The sequence below is a fragment of the Ruegeria meonggei genome, assembly GCF_042768335.1.
Taxonomy (GTDB): domain Bacteria; phylum Pseudomonadota; class Alphaproteobacteria; order Rhodobacterales; family Rhodobacteraceae; genus Ruegeria; species Ruegeria meonggei.
Genome location: NZ_JAXHBT010000001.1, coordinates 559,992 through 578,245, shown reverse-complemented (window position 1 = coordinate 578,245; position 18,254 = coordinate 559,992). Strand labels below are relative to the sequence as shown.

The 18,254-nt window shown below is 58.7% G+C and carries 16 protein-coding genes; 9 read left to right on the top strand and 7 right to left on the bottom strand.

Features of this window, described 5'->3' with window-relative positions; all coding sequences use genetic code 11:
• Positions 1–182: 182 nt before the first annotated feature.
• Entirely contained in the window at positions 183–2,882 is a 2,700-nt protein-coding gene (gene gyrA, locus SJY13_RS02895) for a DNA gyrase subunit A (protein ID WP_377193545.1), read from the top strand.
• Between the two features lie 61 nt (positions 2,883–2,943).
• Here the strand turns inward: gyrA and SJY13_RS02890 are convergent, their stop codons facing one another.
• From SJY13_RS02890 to SJY13_RS02875, 4 genes are all read right to left on the bottom strand, one after another.
• Positions 2,944–3,834, bottom strand: coding sequence for an alpha/beta hydrolase family esterase (locus SJY13_RS02890; RefSeq protein ID WP_377187461.1), 891 nt, complete (start codon positions 3,832–3,834; stop codon positions 2,944–2,946).
• Between the two features lie 2 nt (positions 3,835–3,836).
• A complete protein-coding gene (locus SJY13_RS02885; protein WP_377187458.1) occupies positions 3,837–5,306 on the bottom strand; it encodes a carboxypeptidase M32 in 1,470 nt (489 codons plus the stop codon).
• A gap of 5 nt (positions 5,307–5,311) precedes the next feature.
• Complete coding sequence (gene ctaA / locus SJY13_RS02880) at positions 5,312–6,457, bottom strand: heme A synthase (protein WP_377187455.1); 1,146 nt, start codon at positions 6,455–6,457, stop codon at positions 5,312–5,314.
• A gap of 70 nt (positions 6,458–6,527) precedes the next feature.
• Entirely contained in the window at positions 6,528–7,271 is a 744-nt protein-coding gene (locus SJY13_RS02875) for an RNA methyltransferase (protein ID WP_377187452.1), read from the bottom strand.
• A gap of 152 nt (positions 7,272–7,423) precedes the next feature.
• On the opposite strand from SJY13_RS02875, the gene SJY13_RS02870 reads away from it, so the two are divergent.
• The 4 genes from SJY13_RS02870 to SJY13_RS02855 all read left to right on the top strand — a co-directional run bounded on the left by SJY13_RS02870 (position 7,424) and on the right by SJY13_RS02855 (position 10,644).
• The gene (locus tag SJY13_RS02870; RefSeq protein ID WP_377187449.1) at positions 7,424–8,044 is read left to right on the top strand and encodes a thiamine phosphate synthase; all 621 of its coding nucleotides are present in this window, start codon (positions 7,424–7,426) and stop codon (positions 8,042–8,044) included.
• A 53-nt stretch (positions 8,045–8,097) separates the two neighbouring features.
• Complete coding sequence (locus tag SJY13_RS02865) at positions 8,098–8,991, top strand: PfkB family carbohydrate kinase (RefSeq protein WP_377187446.1); 894 nt, start codon at positions 8,098–8,100, stop codon at positions 8,989–8,991.
• The gene (locus tag SJY13_RS02860; protein ID WP_377187443.1) at positions 8,988–9,902 is read left to right on the top strand and encodes a pseudouridine-5'-phosphate glycosidase; all 915 of its coding nucleotides are present in this window, start codon (positions 8,988–8,990) and stop codon (positions 9,900–9,902) included. Before SJY13_RS02865 ends, SJY13_RS02860 begins: the two co-directional genes overlap by 4 nt.
• 64 nt (positions 9,903–9,966) lie before the next feature.
• Positions 9,967–10,644, top strand: coding sequence for a DUF502 domain-containing protein (locus SJY13_RS02855; RefSeq protein ID WP_377187440.1), 678 nt, complete (start codon positions 9,967–9,969; stop codon positions 10,642–10,644).
• Here SJY13_RS02855 and SJY13_RS02850 read toward each other — a convergent pair whose 3' ends face one another.
• A complete protein-coding gene (locus SJY13_RS02850) occupies positions 10,645–11,670 on the bottom strand; it encodes a patatin-like phospholipase family protein (protein ID WP_377187437.1) in 1,026 nt (341 codons plus the stop codon). It abuts the gene before it with no gap.
• 15 nt (positions 11,671–11,685) lie between these two features.
• Positions 11,686–12,459, bottom strand: a complete 774-nt coding sequence (locus SJY13_RS02845) for a 3-hydroxybutyrate dehydrogenase (protein WP_377187434.1) — start codon at positions 12,457–12,459, stop codon at positions 11,686–11,688.
• A gap of 292 nt (positions 12,460–12,751) precedes the next feature.
• On the opposite strand from SJY13_RS02845, the gene SJY13_RS02840 reads away from it, so the two are divergent.
• Together SJY13_RS02840 and SJY13_RS02835 are read left to right on the top strand one after the other, a co-directional pair.
• Positions 12,752–14,566 carry an extracellular solute-binding protein gene (locus SJY13_RS02840; protein WP_377187431.1) on the top strand — a complete coding sequence of 605 codons (1,815 nt, stop codon included), beginning with the start codon at positions 12,752–12,754 and terminating at the stop codon, positions 14,564–14,566.
• A gap of 539 nt (positions 14,567–15,105) precedes the next feature.
• On the top strand, positions 15,106–15,342 hold the full coding sequence (locus SJY13_RS02835) for a hypothetical protein (RefSeq protein ID WP_085821062.1): 237 nt from the start codon (positions 15,106–15,108) through the stop codon (positions 15,340–15,342).
• Here the strand turns inward: SJY13_RS02835 and SJY13_RS02830 are convergent.
• The gene (locus SJY13_RS02830; RefSeq protein ID WP_085820707.1) at positions 15,331–15,954 is read right to left on the bottom strand and encodes a helix-turn-helix domain-containing protein; all 624 of its coding nucleotides are present in this window, start codon (positions 15,952–15,954) and stop codon (positions 15,331–15,333) included. The genes SJY13_RS02835 and SJY13_RS02830 overlap by 12 nt on opposite strands.
• A 65-nt stretch (positions 15,955–16,019) precedes the next feature.
• Here SJY13_RS02830 and SJY13_RS02825 point away from each other — a divergent pair, with 65 nt between their 5' ends.
• Both SJY13_RS02825 and SJY13_RS02820 read left to right on the top strand, forming a co-directional pair.
• Positions 16,020–17,537, top strand: a complete 1,518-nt coding sequence (locus tag SJY13_RS02825; RefSeq protein ID WP_377187426.1) for a class I adenylate-forming enzyme family protein — start codon at positions 16,020–16,022, stop codon at positions 17,535–17,537.
• Positions 17,534–18,193, top strand: a complete 660-nt coding sequence (locus SJY13_RS02820) for a DsbA family oxidoreductase (RefSeq protein ID WP_377187423.1) — start codon at positions 17,534–17,536, stop codon at positions 18,191–18,193. Before SJY13_RS02825 ends, SJY13_RS02820 begins: the two co-directional genes overlap by 4 nt.
• Positions 18,194–18,254: the final 61 nt, after the last annotated feature.

Genomic DNA, 18,254 nt, shown 5'->3' with positions numbered 1-18,254 from the left:
CAAAACTGCCTAACCCTTAGTTAACAATATGTTACGCAGATGTTACCGGGGTATTTCATGTGCTAAATCGTTGCCTGCTTGCACCTTATGTGCCGGGTCTGATAAGGTACATCCACAAGATATAGACCCAGCACAATAAACGGGCAGTTTACGTGAGCGATACGCCAGAAATCCCCGAAAACATGGATGAAACCCCGCCCGAGCGCCCCGTTTACGACGGCCCGACGGTGTCCATCGAATCCGAGATGCGCACGTCGTATCTCGATTATGCGATGTCCGTCATCGTCAGCCGTGCGATCCCTGATTTGCGCGACGGGTTGAAGCCGGTTCATCGCCGAATTCTATACGCGATGCATGAAACCGGGAATACGCACGACAAATCGTACCGTAAATCGGCCCGTCCGGTCGGCGACGTGATGGGTAAATACCACCCCCATGGCGACAGCGCGATCTATGACGCGCTGGTGCGGATGGCGCAGGATTTCTCGATGTCGCTGCCGCTGCTGGACGGTCAGGGCAACTTTGGTTCGATGGACGGCGATAACCCAGCGGCCATGCGCTATACCGAAGTGCGGATGGACAAACCCGCCGCATCCCTTTTGGCCGATATCGAAAAAGACACTGTTGACTTTCAGGACAACTACGACGGCAAAGACAAAGAACCGACCGTCCTGCCCGCGCGATTCCCGAACATGCTGGTCAACGGTGCCGGTGGTATCGCCGTCGGTATGGCGACCAACATCCCGCCGCACAATTTGGGTGAGGTGGTCGACGCCACGCTGGCCCTGATTGACGATCCGGACCTGACATCGGAACAGCTGATTGATTACGTCCCCGGCCCCGATTTCCCAACCGGCGGCGTCATGTTGGGCCGGTCCGGCGCGCGTAAGGCCTATCTGGAGGGTCGTGGCAGCGTCATCATCCGGTCAAAGACCCGCGTCGAAGAGATCCGAAAGGATCGCTATGCCATCGTCGTGGATGAGATTCCCTATCAGGTGAACAAAGCCTCGATGATCGAAAAGATCGCCGAAGCCGTGCGAGAAAAGCGGATCGAAGGCGTCGCCCATGTGCAGGACGAATCCGACCGCAATGGTGTGCGGGTTGTCGTCGAACTGAAACGCGACGCGACGCCCGAAGTGGTGCTGAACCAGCTTTTCCGGTTCTCGCCCATGCAAACCTATTTCGGCTGTAACATGCTGGCCCTGAACGGTGGTCGGCCTGAGCAGCTGACCCTGCGCAGGTTCCTGACCAGCTTCATCGACTTCCGCGAGGACGTGGTCGCCCGCCGCACCGCCTATCTTTTGCGCAAGGCGCGCGAGCGCAGCCATATCCTGTGTGGTCTGGCCGTGGCCGTGACCAATATCGATGAAATCGTCACAACGATCCGTCAATCGGCTGATGCGTCTGAGGCGCGGGAAAAGTTGATGACGCGGCGCTGGCCGGCGCAACCGATACTGGAATACATCGCGTTGATCGATGATCCGACCCACACTGCAAACGACGATGGCACGTACAACCTGTCGGAAACGCAAGCCCGCGCCATTCTGGAACTGCGCCTGCAACGCCTGACCCAGATCGGCGTCAAAGAAGTCACCGACGAGTTGGAAGAACTTGCAGGCAAGATTAAGGAATACCTTGAGATCCTGTCCTCACGCGAGCGCATCATGTCCATCATCGGTGATGAACTACGAGAGGTCCGCGAGCAGTTTGCCGTACCCCGCCGCACCGAGATCGTCGACTGGTCTGGCGACATGGATGACGAGGACCTGATCGAACGCGAAGACATGGTCGTGACTGTCACGTCAGGCGGCTATATCAAGCGGACCCCGCTGGCTGACTTCCGGGCGCAAAAGCGTGGCGGCAAAGGACTGTCGGGCATGCAGACCAAAGAAGAGGATGTCGTTACCAACCTCTTCGTGGCGAATACCCACACGCAGTTGCTGTTTTTCACCACGGATGGGATGGTCTACAAGCTCAAGACCTGGCGCCTGCCGCAATCCGGGCGCACCGGCAAAGGCAAGGCTATCGTCAACATACTGCCGATCCCGACCGGGGTTTCCATTGCGGCGATCATGCCTGTGGACGTGCCGGATGAAGAATGGGAAAACCTGCAGATTGTCTTTGCCACCAGCGCCGGTGACGTCCGCCGTAACGCGCTGAGCGATTTCACCAACGTCAAACGCAACGGCAAGATCGCCATGGACCTGCCTGAGGGCGTGGAACTGGTGAATGCGCGCATCTGTTCGGAAGACGACGATGTAATGCTGGTGACAAACTCGGGCCGGGCAATCCGGTTCCAGACCACTGCCGTGCGGGTTTTCAAAGGTCGGAAGTCTACAGGTGTACGTGGCATCAGGCTGACAAATGGCGACCGTGTCGTTTCCATGTCAGTGATCCGCCATTTCGAGGCCACCTCGGACGAACGCGCTGCTTATCTCAAGATGCGTCGCCTGATGGCCGGTGTCACGGACGAGACCGAAAGTGATGAGGATGAGGGCAACGCCGACAGCGTCCTGCCACAGGAGCGGTATGCCGAAATGTCCGCAGCCGAGAACCTGATCCTGACCATTTCCGCAAGCGGGTCTGGCAAGCTCAGTTCAAGCCACGACTACCCGGTTCGGGGGCGTGGCGGCATGGGCGTGGCCGCGATGGACAAGGCGATGCGTGGCGGCGAATTGGTTGCCTCTTTCCCGGTTGAGATGGACGACCAGATCATGCTGGCCACCTCGAAAGGACAATCCATCCGCGTTCCGGTCGAAGGGATATCGTTCCGTTCGCGCAGCGCAGGCGGTGTCAAAGTGTTCAACACCGGCAAGGGTGAAGTTGTCGTCAGCGTTGCCTGGATCGCCGATCAGGGCGATGAGGACGAGACGGAAGAATAGCCGCACCCTTGAAATTTTTTGTCGGTGGGCCACAAGAAAACGTCTTGTGGTCCGTTGTCATTCACTCGGTAAGACCGTCAAACCAATCAAGCATTAGCCCAACCCATATCTCTGGTATTCCATGCCCCCCCGGATGGGCGATCACCGATATGTTTTTGTCTTCAGCGCATCCATCATAGCTACGTTGGTCATAACCCTTAGCATGGGAAACCTTTACCGTATCGCAGTTTATCGCGACGGCCATGCCTTCAACGGTTTCAACTGCGCCTAGATAACCCGGCCACCCTATAGTCGCACCGGAGCCAGCAAATGGAATGACGGTGTCGGCATACCCGTGGCTGTGCAGCACATCGAACTTGAGTCCTGAAGTTTGACATGGGCCTGGCCGACCTCGCACAGGAGTTCCTCCAATCGGTGCAAATGCCCGCAGGCGCGTGTCAATTTCGGAACAGGCCAAATACCACGCAAAACTCCCGCCGCGTGAATGGCCCGCGACGACTATGCGCTCCGGATCAATTGGAAAACGCTTTACCGCATCGTTAACGACGTCGGAGCTAAAACTAAAGTCATTCCAATCATAGTTTTCGGCATTCCAGACCCAACCGGTTCCCGGTCCGGTAGCATAGTCTATTTCAAGAGCCGTCGGTGCGACTATGGAGTATCCACGTTCCAGAATTGGCTGAACCAAAGCGCTATTCTGAATGGCCAGTTGGCCAGTACCTCCAGATCCGTGGAAAAAGAGAACTACGGGAAACGGACCATCGCCTTTCGGGATCAATGCACTGTAATGGCGCCCAGCCACATCGCAAGGAGCACCGAGGCTACCACAATCCAATGGTTGATACAGGTACGCCAGTGAATCTTTTGTTTGAGGGCCTTGCGACGCCAAGAACAAGGCGATTGCCGATGTTGAAACGACCGCGAATCTTACCAGAAACTTGCCACTAGGCATCCTCACAACTCATAAAGCGCCCCAAACTTCTGCTCCAGATACTCCAGCAACGGCTCAGGCCCCGGTTCGACACCGCTGGCGCGCTGGATTGTGTCGCGGGGTGCATTAAGCCCGCCGTAACACTGAAGATTATCCCGCAACCATCCTGTCGCACCGGACGTGTCGCCCTGTGCCAATTGCCCGTCCAGCCCCGGAACCGCTGCGCGCAAGGCCTGATTCAGACACCCGGCATAGACATTGCCCAACGCATAGGTCGGGAAATATCCAAACAGGCCCACCGACCAATGCACATCCTGCAAACACCCGTTCGAGGGCCTATCGACCTCATAGCCGAAGTCAGCCTTGAAACGGTCATTCCAGGCAGCCTCGAGGTCGCTAACCTGCAGGTCACCGCTCATCAAAGCGCGTTCTAAATCAAAGCGCAGCATGATGTGCAGGTTGTACTGCACCTCGTCGGCCTCGGTGCGGATGTACCCATTATGGACACCGTTTACAGTGGCATAGAACGTATCGGCGTCTGCAATTCCGAAATCGCCGAATGCGTCGGTCATCTGTTCAAACAGCCAGCCAGTGAAGGCGCGGGACCGGCCCAGTTGGTTTTCGTAAATCCGGCTTTGGCTTTCGTGCACACCCATCGACACGCCCTGCCCCAAAGGTGTCAGCAGATAAGCCGGGTCGATGCTTTGTTCATAAGCGGCGTGGCCGACCTCGTGAATGGTCGAATAGAAACAGTTGAACGGGTCAGCCTCATTGGTACGGGTGGTTATCCGCACGTCCAACCCACTGCCAGAGCTGAACGGGTGAACGGCCTTGTCAACCCGACCTGTGGTCAGATCGTACCCGAAGGTTTCAGCCAGCTTTTGAGACAGGCGCAACTGGGTCGGTTCGTCAAAGGTCCCGGTCAGGGCTGCGGGTCTGGCTTTGTCCAGAACAGCAGCGCGCAAGGCCACCAGACGCGAGCGCATCTGGTCAAATATCCGGGCAATCTGAGTGCCGGTCGTATAGGGCTCATAATCTTCGACCATGGCGTCATAAATATCGCCGCCCTGAGCCAGCGCCGCGCCCTCTTCGCGCTTAAGAGCGACAACTTCTTGCAGAACGGGCAGAAACGCCGCCACATCCTCGTCCGCACGCGCTTGCGCCCATGTGCCTTGCGCCGCCGAGGTGACCCGGGCGATGGCTTTCGCCAGGTCAGCGGGCACCTTGATCGTACGCTCGTACGAGCGGCGAATTTCTCGCAATTGCGCCTTGCCAACGTCGTCCTGTGGGTCGGCCTGCTCCAGCCACTCAGCCACGCGAGGGTCTGATCGACGCGCGTGCAAGACCGCCTCGATTGCTGCCATTTCCTCGGCGCGTTGCGGGGCGGCCCCGCGCGGCATGACGGTTTCCTGATCCCATCCCAGCCGCCCGGCAATCTGCCCCAGCGCCGAGGTTTCGCGTTGAAAGTTCATCAGGTCGTCGTAAACGCTCATCAGGATCAGGCTCCGCGGATTGAGGTTGCAATTGGATAGGCGGTCAGGAACCGCGCGCGCAGGATCAGGGTCCAAACGACAACGGCCATGAACTGATGGAAAATGGCAATCTGCCATGGGGCTGCGTAGACAACCGTTACGATGCCGACAACAACCTGCAGTGACAGGGCCGCAAAAGCCGCGTTAAAGGCAAAGCGCGTCTGCGGATGAGCGCTAGTGCTACCGCGTCGCCAAACCACAAAACCAAATGCAAACAGCAGATAGCCGGCGCAGCGATGGATGAACTGCACAAGGCCGGGGCTTTCAAAGAAGTTCCGCCACATCGGTTCCAGCATTGTGGCATCAGGTGGAAAGACCTGCCCGCCGATCAGCGGCCAATCAGTATAGGACCGCCCGGCATCTATACCCGCCACCAGCGCACCGATCAGGATTTGCAGGAAAGCGAAATGCATCAACCCGGTGGACAGCGAGAACAGCCTGGCCACTTTGGCGCGCCGCGCCTGCATCAGATCGCGCTCTTCACGGCCCAGCTCAAAGATGTACCAGGCCAGAAAGCCCAGGATCACAAAAGCCAGCCCCAGATGCGTGGCAAGACGATAGCTGGCAACGGCGGTCATCCCCTCGCCCTGCGTCACGCCCGAGGCGACCATCCACCAGCCAACAGCACCCTGAACCCCGCCCAATACGCCAGGGATCAGCAGTTTCGTGGTCCATCCGGTGGGAATCTTGCGTGCAATCAGAAATCCAAAGAACCCAATCGCCCAAACCAGACCGATCACACGGCCCAGCTGACGGTGCCCCCATTCCCACCAATAGATGGTTTTGAAATCACCCAGCTCCATCCACTGGTTCTGGATTTGCCATTGGTCGATCTGTTTGTATTTGTCGAACTCGGCCTGCCAGTCAGCCTCAGTCATCGGCGGAATGGCCCCGGTGATCGGTCGCCATTCGGTGATCGACAGCCCGCTGTCGGTCAGCCGCGTCAGCCCGCCCACGGCGATCATCACAACCACAAGTGCAAACAGGATCATCAACCAGGCGCGAATGGCCCAGCGTGCGCCACCCCGGCCGCGATCGATCATACCGGGTTGAACGGCCTGTTGTTTTTCGGTGTCCGAGACGTCTTCGAAGATGCTGCGCTTTCCGCTCATGCTGTCCTCATGTCCTGATTTCGTCGCAAGCTAGGGCTGTCAGGGCCCGAGGTCCAGCCTCAGCCGTGGTTTAACCCCGGTCTTTCCAGCGGACCATCTGCCGCATGACCCCGTGCAGCATCTGCACATCCGCCCGTGTCATCCGCATCCGTGACCACAGGTTGCGCAGGTTGGTCTTCATGCCTTCGGCTTTTTCGGGCGGATAGAAGAAGCCGGCCTCCTCCAGCCGGTCCTCATAATGTTCAACTAGTTTCTCAACCTCGACACCTGTGGCCCAATCGCCCTTGCCCAGATCGGTGGCCTCATGCACCACATCGCCGGATTGGCGCATCCACTCATACGCGGTCAGCAACACACATTGCCCAAGGTTCAGCGAGGCGTATTCCGGGTTCACCGGCACCGAGATGATGGCGTTGGCTTTGGCGATGTCTTCGTTCTCAAGACCGGCGCGTTCGGGGCCGAACAGGACGGCGACCTTTTCGCCCGCCGCCACTTTTTCGGCTGCTATCTGCATCGCGCGTTCTGGGCTGTAAACCGGTTTGGTCAGCCCGCGCTGCCGGGCCGTGGTGGCAAAGACAAAGGTTCTGTCCGCCAGCGCACCGGCCAGATCGTCATACAACTGCGCTTCGTCCAGCAAACGTCCGGCGCCGCTGGACATGGCAACCGCCTTGGGGTTCGGCCAGCCATCGCGCGGTGCCACGATCCGCATCCGATCCAGCCCAAAGTTCCACATAGCCCGCGCAGCGGCACCGATATTTTCCCCCATCTGGGGGCGCACGAGCACGAAAGAAGGCTGGGATGTATCGCTGGGCATGGCTGTCTCCGAAAACTTGGCTTGCTGTAAGCGGCGCACCCTGTCAGGGCAAGTCATTGAAGCAGCAATTCCCGCACTAATAAGTATAAAAGTTTGCTTCCCCGCCGCAATCGGCTAAACCGCGCAAAAGACTGAAAGCGAAGGACGCGCCAATGGACACCCCCGAGCAGCCGCAGATTTACCTGATCACCCCACCCGCGATCACGTTGAGCACCTTCCCCGACCAATTGGCCCGCGTGCTGGACGGTGCAGATATCGCCTGTATCCGAATGGCACTGGCTGGTGGCGATGAAGACACCATCGCCCGTGCTGCCGATGCCTGCCGCGAGGTGGCCCATGCGCGTGACGTTGCACTGGTGATCTCGAACCATGTTCTTCTGGCACAGCGACTGGGGCTGGACGGGGTCCACCTGGACGACGGCGCACGTTCGGTTCGGGCCGCCCGCAAGGAACTGGGCGCCGACGCGATCGTTGGCAGTTTCTGCGGCACTTCTAACCACGATGGCATGAGCGCTGGCGAAGCAGGTGTGGATTATGTGGCGTTTGGCCCCGTCGGGGCATCAACGCTGGGCGATGGCACCACAGCAGAGCACGACTTGTTCAAGTGGTGGTCCGAAGTGATCGAGGTTCCAGTGGTAGCCGAAGGCGGGTTGACCCCGGATCTGATCCGCGACCTGAGCCCGTGCACCGATTTCTTTGGCGCCGGAGACGAGATCTGGTCGCAAGATGACCCGCTGGCCGCGCTGACCACCCTGACTGACGCCATGGGCTGACGCTGTGAGCGTTAACCCTTGCGCCTGCGTCGGGGCTGCGGCATGAAACCGACATGAAAAGTAACAGCGAAATCCTGTGTATCGGTTCAGTCCTGTGGGACGTGATTGGACGCTCGGCCAGTGCCATGCGGCACGGCTCGGACGTGCCGGGGCGGATCACCCGCCTGCCCGGTGGTGTGGCCATGAACATCGCCATGACGTTGGTGCGGTTCGGCATGACCCCAACCCTGCTGACCGCTATTGGCCGCGATCCCGAAGGGGATGAGCTGGTCAATTCATGCACCCGGCTTGGGATGGTCACAGACCACATCTATCGCTCGCAGGATCTGCCCACTGACCGGTATATGGCCGTCGAAGGTGCCAACGGTCTGATTGCCGCAATCGCTGACGCGCATTCGCTGGAGGCGGCAGGTGCCAAAATCCTGCACCCATTGCTGCACGGGCCGCTGGGTGATGAGACCACGCCGTTTAAAGGCCCCATTGCGCTGGACGGCAACTTGACACTGAACCTTCTTGAGGAAATCGCCCAAAGCCCTGCCTTTGCGCGCGCCGATCTGCGCGTGGCCCCAGCCTCGCCCGGTAAGGCCGAACGCCTGCTGCCGTTTCTCAAACATGCCCGCGCCACGCTTTACGTGAACCTGGAAGAAGCCGGCATTCTGTGCCAGCGCGAATTCAAGGATTCCGACAGCGCCGCCAAAGGCCTGCTAGACCGCGGCGCGGTGCGGGTTCTGGTCACCGACGGCGGCAATTCAGCCACCGTCGGTAATGCCGAAGGCATCCTGACCCAAAAGCCCCCTTCCGTTCTGGTCACCCGCGTGACTGGCGCGGGCGATACATTCATGGCAGCCCATATCGCATCCGAGGCCAGCGGCGCGTCCAGCGATACCGCCCTGAACCGCGCCTTGCACGCCGCCGCAACTTACGTTTCCGGAGAGACCCCACTGTGATCGACATCCACTATTCCGCCGAAGTTCGCGCCGCCAAGGATGCGGACCAGCCCATCGTTGCGCTGGAAAGCACCATCATCACCCACGGCATGCCCTACCCACAGAACATCGAAGTGGCAGCGCAGGTTGAACAGGACATTCGCGATTCTGGTGCCGTTCCGGCCACGATGGCCGTGATCAACGGTACACTGCATGTCGGGTTGGAGGCGGACGAACTGAAAGCTTTGGGTCAGGCCCAGGGCGTCGCCAAACTGTCCCGCGCAGATATGGCCGCTTGCCTGGCGACCGGCGGCACAGGGGCCACCACTGTCGCTGCGACGATGATCGCCGCACAATATGCCGGGATCGAGGTCTTTGCCACCGGCGGTATCGGCGGTGTGCATCAGGGGGCCGAGACCTCGTTTGATATCTCTGCCGATCTGCATGAGCTGGCGCAAACTCCGGTCACTGTTGTGGCCGCCGGAGCCAAAGCCATTCTGGACCTGGCAAAAACGCTGGAAGTGCTTGAAACTTTGGGCGTTCCGGTCATTGCCTTCGGTCAGGATGAGTTCCCGGCTTTTTGGTCCGCCAAGTCTCCGCTGGCGGCCCCGCTGCGAATGGACAGCGCCGAAGATATAGCCAAAGCCCATGCCGCCCGCCGCGCGCTTGGCCTGCCTGGCGGTCAATTGATCGCCAACCCGACCCCTGCCGAAGATCAGATCCCGTCAGACGAGCTGGCACCAATCATCGCCTCAGCCCAGGCCGACGCGGATGCCCACCGGATTACCGGCAAGGGTGTCACGCCCTATCTGCTGCAGCGAATTTACGAACAGACCAAGGGCCGCTCGCTGACGGCCAATATCGCGCTGGTCCGGAACAACGCCCGGCTGGCTGCTGGTATCGCGCGCGCCCTGTCCGGCCAAAGCGATTGACATAAACCTATTGTACCAAGACACCGGACTGCTTAACTAAATCCGCAAACCACTCAGGACCGCAATGAACACGCCGTTTGACCAAGAACCCAATCGACGCCCGGGCCTGTTTTCCCGGCTGCGCGCGTCATTTCTGACGGGCATCGTTGTCATTGCGCCTGTCTGGCTGACCATCTGGCTGATCTGGTCAGTGGTCGGCTGGATTGACAGCGCTGTACTGCCGCTGGTGCCGCAACAGTTTCAGCCACAGGAATATGTAGGCGTCAATCTGCGTGGCGTTGGGGTGATCATCTTCCTGATCTTCACCATCTTGGTCGGTTGGGTCGCCAAGGGTATCCTAGGCCGGTCGCTGATCCAGCTTGCTGAAAGTCTGGTGAACCGGATGCCAGTGGTCCGGTCGGTTTATTCCGGTATCAAACAAATCTCAGAGACGGTATTCGCGCAAACCGAACGGTCCTTCGACAAGGCCTGTCTGATCCAGTACCCGCGCCGTGGCATCTGGGCCATCGGCTTTATCTCGACCACCGCCAAGGGTGAGGTCAGTGAACGTGCCGAAACCAGCGACCAGATGCTGAGCGTTTTTGTCCCCACCACCCCAAACCCGACATCGGGTTTTCTGCTGTTTTTCCCGACCGAAGACGTCATCATGCTGGACATGTCGATTGAGGATGCCGCCAAATTGGTGATCTCTGCCGGTCTGGTTTATCCCAACGACAAAGACCCTACGGAACCGCCTGAATAATCAGCCAAACATCTCGGGCAGATCGACTGTGCTGCGCTGACCCAGGTCCGTTTTATGAGCGGCTAGAAACCCATCTGCCGCCGCGCGCCCAGCCTCTTTCAGCTTGTGCAGTACAATTGGGTTCGGCACGGTTTTTGTCGCCACCGACAGGTCATTCATCAACGCGTCATCAGCGATCATATGCACAAGAACGCGGTTCATCTCGCCCGCGTTCAGTTTGCCCTCGGACAGCAATCGTTGAACAAAACTGATCGCCCGCAATTCCCGAAACAGCGATGAGTTAAAGCTGATCTCGTTGATCCGGTTCTGGATTTGCTGTGGCGTTTTCGGGACCTCATCCCGCTCCAGTGGATTGATATTCACAATCACAACGTCGTCGGGCAAGTCATTGTTAAACAAAGGATACAAGGCTGGGTTTCCGGTGTAACCGCCGTCCCAATACGCTTCAGTCCGGTCGGTTTTGGGGTCGTATATCTCAACTGCCTGAAACAAGCTTGGCAAACAGGCCGAGGCCAGAATGGCATCGGTCGAGATCTCTTCGCCGGTAAACACCCGGATCTTGCCGCTGCGCACACAAGTCGCACAGACAAACAACTCCGGCCCTTCGTCGGCGCAAATCTCGCCAAAGTTGAACTGGTCTACCACCGGCTCCAGCGGGTTGCGGTAAAACGGGCCATAGGCATAAGGCGACACCATCCGCGACCAGGCATCGCCAATTGAAAAGGGCAGTGAATACTCCATCGCCTGAGCGATCTGAGACGGTTCAATCGTCTGCATCCAGTTGGCAAGGCGCATATCCCCCACGGCCCCCATACGCGCCCAGAGCCCATTCAGATTGGCCCGAGCCCCGTCCCGGCCCGCATGTACCATGCCGGATTTGAACGCAGCACCGTTCAGCGCCCCTGCCGAGGTCCCGGTGATCGCTGCGATCTCGACATCGTCTTCGTCCAGAAACCGGTCGAGAACGCCCCAGGTAAAGGCGCCATGCGCCCCGCCGCCTTGCAGTGCCAGATTGATGCGTTTCAACTTGGTCCTCCTAAATCAAAGGGCGGTCCAGCCCCCGTCCACCGAGATTGTGGTGCCGGTGATCTGCGCCGCAGCATCCGAACACAGGAAAATCGTGGTGCCGCCCAATTGTTCGACCGTGGCAAACTCTTTTGACGGCTGGCGCTGCAGCAGGACGTTCTTGACCACGTCCTCGCGGCTCATGTTGTATTCCTTCATCGTGTTCGGAATCTGCGCCTCGACCAGCGGGGTCAGCACATAGCCGGGGCAGATGGCATTGCAGGTGATCGGTTCTTGCGCTGTTTCCAGTGCCACGGTTTTGGTCATACCAACCACACCGTGTTTCGCCGCCACATACGCCGCCTTGAACGGAGACGCCGTCAACCCGTGCGCCGAGGCGATGTTCACAATCCGGCCCCACCCGGCCGCGCGCATCATCGGCAAGGCCGCCGCCATAGTGTGAAAGGTCGAGTTCATGTTGATCGCGATGATCGCATCCCATTTGTCGACCGGGAACTCATCTATGGGTGCCACGTGCTGGATGCCCGCGTTGTTCACCAGAACATCGCATGCACCCGCCTGCCGGATCAGATCACGGCATTCATCGGCCTTTGACATGTCCGCCTTGATGTAGCGCGCCTTGGTCCCGGTCTCTTTTGATATCTCGGCAGCGATCGCGTGATCCTCGTCGCGGTCGGTGAATGAGTTCAGAACAACATCAGCCCCGGCCTTTGCCAGCTCCCAAGCGACCCCCAGACCGATCCCCGAATTCGACCCTGTGATGATCGCAGTTTTCCCCGACAGGCTCATGAGTTTTCTCCCGCATAATCCGTTTCAGCTGCACAGTGCCATGCTGCACCTGCAAAGAAAACGGGAAACATCTGGTGACCGCAATCGGGTAGAAAAAGGCCCAAAAAAAACGCCCGCACGAAGCGGGCGTTAAGTTATTGAGGCAGGTTTCATACAGGCAAGAAACCTATCGAGCAGTGGAACCTTTATAAGCAATTCCTTGCATTCATCCAAGCTAAAAGTTTGATAATAAGAAAAATCATCGGTACGGTGAATCCCAACAAAATAAGGCCAGAGCAGGATTGTTTCCAAAATGCGCCCCGATTATCTACGCCCCGTTCGCCTTGTGTTCGCGGGAATCGCTTCCGTTTTTGTTGCCACAATTGCCCATGCAGAATCGGCTCATGGCATAGCTATGTACGGGGACCCGGCCCTTCCACCGGATTTTGTGTCCCTACCCTATGCAAACGCCAACGCGCCAAAAGGCGGCAAGGTCGTGTTTGGGAATACCGGGGGCTTTAACACACTCAACCCATTCGTGCAAAAAGGCACCCCGCCGTGGCAGCTAAGATTTTGGACCCATGAAAGCCTGATGGGTCGTTCCTGGGACGAACCTTTCACTCTTTACGGCCTGTTAGCCGAATCAGTTGAGACGACGCCGGACCGGTCATGGGTCGAATTCACCCTGCGTGACGGCGCCCGATTCTCGGATGGCACACCGGTCACGGTTGACGATGTCATCTGGTCGTACGAGACGTTGGGAACCGAGGGGCATCTGCGCTATCGCGGGTTGTGGGACAAGATCGACAGTATCAAACAGACCGGCCCACGCTCGGTTCGGATCACCTTTAACGAACCAGATCGTGAGCTGGCGCTGCTTGCGGGCCTTCGCCCGATCCTGCAACAGGCACAATGGCAAGGGAAAGACTTTGCCAACGCCCCGCTGCAAGATATCCCAATCGGTTCAGGCCCCTATGTGGTCGAGGATTATGAGGCCGGTCGCTATGTGAACCTGCGCCGCAATCCCGACTATTGGGGCACGGACATTCCCTTTCGCCAGGGCACCATGAACCTGGACGAAATGCGGATCGAGTTTTATGGCGACGGCACCGTTCTTTTCGAGGCCTTCAAGGCCGGAGAACTGACTGCCGTACGCGAATTCAACGCCGATAAATGGGCCAACCAATACAGTTTCCCTGCTGTTCAGCGCGGCGACGTGATCAAGACCGAGATCCCGCACGGCAAGCCGTCGGGCATGACCGGTTTTGTGATGAACACGCGCAAGGCCCCCTTTGACGACTGGCGCGTGCGCGAGGCGCTGCTGCTGGCGTTCAATTTCGAGTTTATAAACGACACCATCACCGGCAGTGCGCAACCGCGTATCACCTCATATTTCGCAGGCTCGGACCTGGCGATGCAGCCTGGCCCGGCAACCGGAAGGGTTGCCGAACTGTTACAGCCCTATGCGGATGACCTGCCCCCCGGTGCCCTGGACGGTTATGACCTGCCCCAGGGCGACGGCACAGCCCGCAACCGTTCCAACGTCCGCGCGGCGACAAAACTGCTGAACGAGGCGGGCTGGACCATTCAGGACGGAGCGCTGCGCAATCAGAACGGCGACTTGTTCAAGATCAATGTCCTGTTGCAGCAGGGGGATACTGAAAGCGAAACCGCGATAGAAATGTACACCCGCGCGCTGGAACGACTGGGGATTCAGGTGACCACCGAACGGGTGGACAGTGCGCAGTTTGCTGGCCGCAAGACTGAGCTGGACTTTGACATGACCTTCTTCCGCCGTGCATTGTCCCTGTCGCCCGGAAATGAGCAACGCCTGTACTGGGGCAGCGAAAACGCGGACACACCCGGCACGCGCAACTTGATGGGCGTTGCCTCGCCGGCTGTAGACGGGCTGATCGACGCGATGCTGGCTTCGGATAGCCATGAGGAATTTGTCGCTGCCACCCGCGCGCTGGACCGTGTTCTGACCGCAGGGCGCTATGTCATTCCGATCTGGAATTTTGATGTTGGCCGCATCGCCCACGCCAAAGAACTGAAACACCCCGAAGTCCTGCCAATCTATGGCGACGGGCCGGAATACATGCCTCAGATGTGGTGGTATGAAAAGTGATGACAAAAAGGACCGGCTGGCACTGATTGGTCTACCTGTGCGGGGATCAGTGTCTGAACGGCTGCGATCCGAAAGCCACCGCGCCCGCTAAACAAGCGATCCATGGCCATCGGCGGAAATTGGCACACGGACCTGAGCACACTTGATATTGTGGCGCGCACGCAGGCGCGCCGCCACAAGTAGAATTGACACCTATTTTCAGCCAGTGCCAAATTTTCTTCTACAAGAGGCTTTACGTAAAGCGCCTCTGCGTTATAGCCTGCGGATCAAATGGCACGGCGCCTTGTCGATTTAATTCAGCGAATCTCATGGGATAGCATTTTCGCGGGCGCTTGAAACTCAGGTTTTACGGACCGGCCTCCACTCACTCCAAACCTAGGTCCGTCGGCCCGTTGCGGATTGCCCGCAACGGGTCACTTGCCCCAAGGTTAGCCTCATCCGGCTGCGACGTTTTGTCATGCACTTGCATTGCTGAACCGTTCGTACCCTCAAACTGAGGACCGGGCAGCCTTGAAACCCAAGACATGGAAAGCTTGCTTATGTTAAAATGGACTGATTTGACGCAAGACTGGGACGCCATGTACACGCGTGCAAAGCGGCGATTTCCAAACCTTCGCGATCAGGACAAGCGGCGGCTAAGCCGAGACCGCAAGGGGTTCGAAGTATACCTCGCCGAACGCCACCACCTGACCGTGAACGAAGCCCACGAAGAGCTGGAGGACTTTTTGTTCACCGAAGGTTTGAACCGCGAGTTTAGCAGCGCCTTAGGTAAGTGATGTCACCCAAAGGATCGTTGCATCTTCGTCGCTGATGGAAATTACGTTGTGGCCCATGCTGCCATCGTAATAGGCACTGTCACCCCGTCGCATTTCGACGGGCTCGTAAAATTCAGTAAACAGCTTCACCACACCGGTCAGAACATACAGAAACTCTTCGCCGTCATGGCGCACCCAGCCGTCAAACTCGTCCATTGACCGCGCCCGCACGCGGGCGCGATAGGGCAGCATCTGCTTTTTTGTCAGCGTCTCAGCCAACAACTCGTGCTCGTAGGTGACCGTTGGGTGGCTGGTCCCCTCGCCCATCCGAGTGACAGCCATCCGGCCAATGACCTGGTCGCGCTGCGGCGGGGTGAACAACTGAGGTACGGATATCTCCAACCCGGTCGCCAGCTTTTTCAGCGCGTCGTAGGTCGGCGACATCTGGCCATTCTCAATCTTGCTGAGCGTTGACCGCGCCAGCCCTGCCTGCGTTGCTGCCTGCTCCAGCGTCCAGTTCCGCGCTTTGCGCAGCTGGCGCACGCGGGCCCCCAGATCCAGCGGCTCAAGTTCTGTGTGGTCCCCTGAATCGCGGGCGATGCGGATCAATGATGTCTGTTCTCGCGTGGTCATGGGCCACTCTATAGGCGTAGCCTGTCATGCTTGCAACGCGCCATGCACCGCGATAGCCAGTTGCCATGCTATCTGTATTCGATCACGGCCCGCCTCTGGCCTGCCCTACGCCGTTTAATCTGGCTGCGCATGTGCTGCGGCAGGCCGATCAAAACGCAGACAAAATCGCGCTTTCCGTCCTGCGACATGACGGGACTGAGGATTGGACCTATCAAGCCCTGCAATCAGCCATTCTGGGAACAGCCACGGGGTTGTTGCGAGCGGGGTTGAAACCAGGTGACATCGCGTTGATGCGGCTGGGCAATACGGTCGATTTCCCCATCGCCTATCTCGCAGCGATCGCGGCCGGAATTGTGCCGGTTCCCACATCGTCGCAGCTGACAGACCCCGAAACGGCACGCATGATCGGGGATTTGAATCCCGCTGCCATTCTCAGAGATCCGTCTGTCGCCTGTGCGCCGCATCCTGTTCAGATCGAGCTGTCCGATCTGTCCCAAATGCGCGACCTGCCGCCCGCCGCGTTCCAAATGGGTGACCCGGACAAAATGGCCTATGTAGTCTACACCTCGGGCACCTCTGGCAAGCCGCGCGCCGTGGCCCATGCCCATCGCGCCATCTGGGCGCGCCAGATGATGGTGGACGGCTGGTACGGGCTGCGCAACACCGACCGTCTGTGCCACGCCGGGGCATTCAACTGGACCTACACGCTGGGAACCGGGTTGATGGATCCCTGGACTATCGGCGCCACCGCCCTGATCCCCCAGCCCGGTACCGCGCCGGAAGATCTGCCTGCACTGCTGCGTCAGCACAGAGCGACAATATTCGCGGCCGCCCCCGGCGTGTTCCGCAAGCTATTGAACACGCCTGAGGTCCTGCACTTGCCCGACCTGCGCCACGGCCTATGCGCCGGAGAGAAGCTGTCACGGCATTTGCATGCAAGATGGGCCGAGGCATCCGGGACCGAACTGTACGAGGCTTATGGCATGTCGGAGTGTTCGACCTTCATCTCCTCCAGCCCCGATCATCCGGCCCGCGGGGAATCCCTGGGCCAGCCGCAACCCGGCCGGCGCATTGCAATTCTGGGACCGGACGGACCTGTCCCGCAAGGGCAGGAAGGCACCATCGCAATTCACCGGTCGGACCCTGGCCTGATGCTGACCTATCTGAACGCCCCGCAAGAGGCCAATTCCCGCATGAAGGGCGACTGGTTCCTAACCGGAGATCAGGGTGCGATGGCTGTCGATGGGCAGATCACCTATCTGGGGCGGGATGACGACATGATGAACGCAGGCGGCTATCGTGTCTCCCCGGTCGAGGTCGAGGCCGCGCTGGCCAAATTCCCCGGAATAACTCAGGTCGGCGCCGCTGCGGTTGAGGTCAAACAGGACACATTTGTGATTGCCGCCTTCTATACTGGTCCGGAAAAGCTGGACGACAACGCCTTGCAGACATATGTCAAAGCAAACCTGGCGCGGTACAAACAGCCGCGCGCGTTCATCCATCTGCCTGAATTGCCTACCGGCGGTAACGGCAAACTCCTGCGCCGGGCTTTGCCGGCCTATTTCAAGGCGACCCACTCATGACCCAGACCGTCAAGCTTGATATCATGTCAGACCCGATCTGCCCTTGGTGCTATATAGGCAAGACCCAATTGGACAAAGCTCTGGCCGCTGTCCCTGATCATCCTTTTGTCATCGAATGGCATCCCTTTCAGCTGAACCCCGACATGCCGGATGCAGGCATGGATCGGCGCGAGTATCTTGAGCGAAAGTTTGGCGGCAAAAAAGGCGCGATAGAGGCTTATACCCCAGTGGTTGAACATGCCGAAAAAGCCGGACTGAGTATCGATTTTGAAGGGATGAAGCGCACACCCAATACGCTGGACGCCCATCGCCTGATCCATTGGGCCGGGATCGAGAACAAGCAGAATGCCGTGGTGGATGCCCTTTTCGACGCCTATTTCGTGCAAGCCCGCGACATTGGCGATCACGAGGTATTGGCCGATATCGCAGACCAAGCGGGAATGGACGCCGCGGTGGTACTGAAACTGTTGAAATCCGATGCCGACCGCGAAGATATCAGTACCCGCGACACCCATTCGCGCCAGATGGGCGTCAGTTCTGTTCCGACTTTCATCGTTGCCAACCAGCATGCGGTTCCTGGTGCGCAACCCCCTGAAATGTGGGAAAGAGTGATCGGAGAGATCAAGTCTCAACTTGAAGCTTCCTCTGCAAATTAGCACAGACCTCTGTGCAATTTGGTCCCTAGCGCCGCCTGACTTGCCATGATAGCGCCATCAG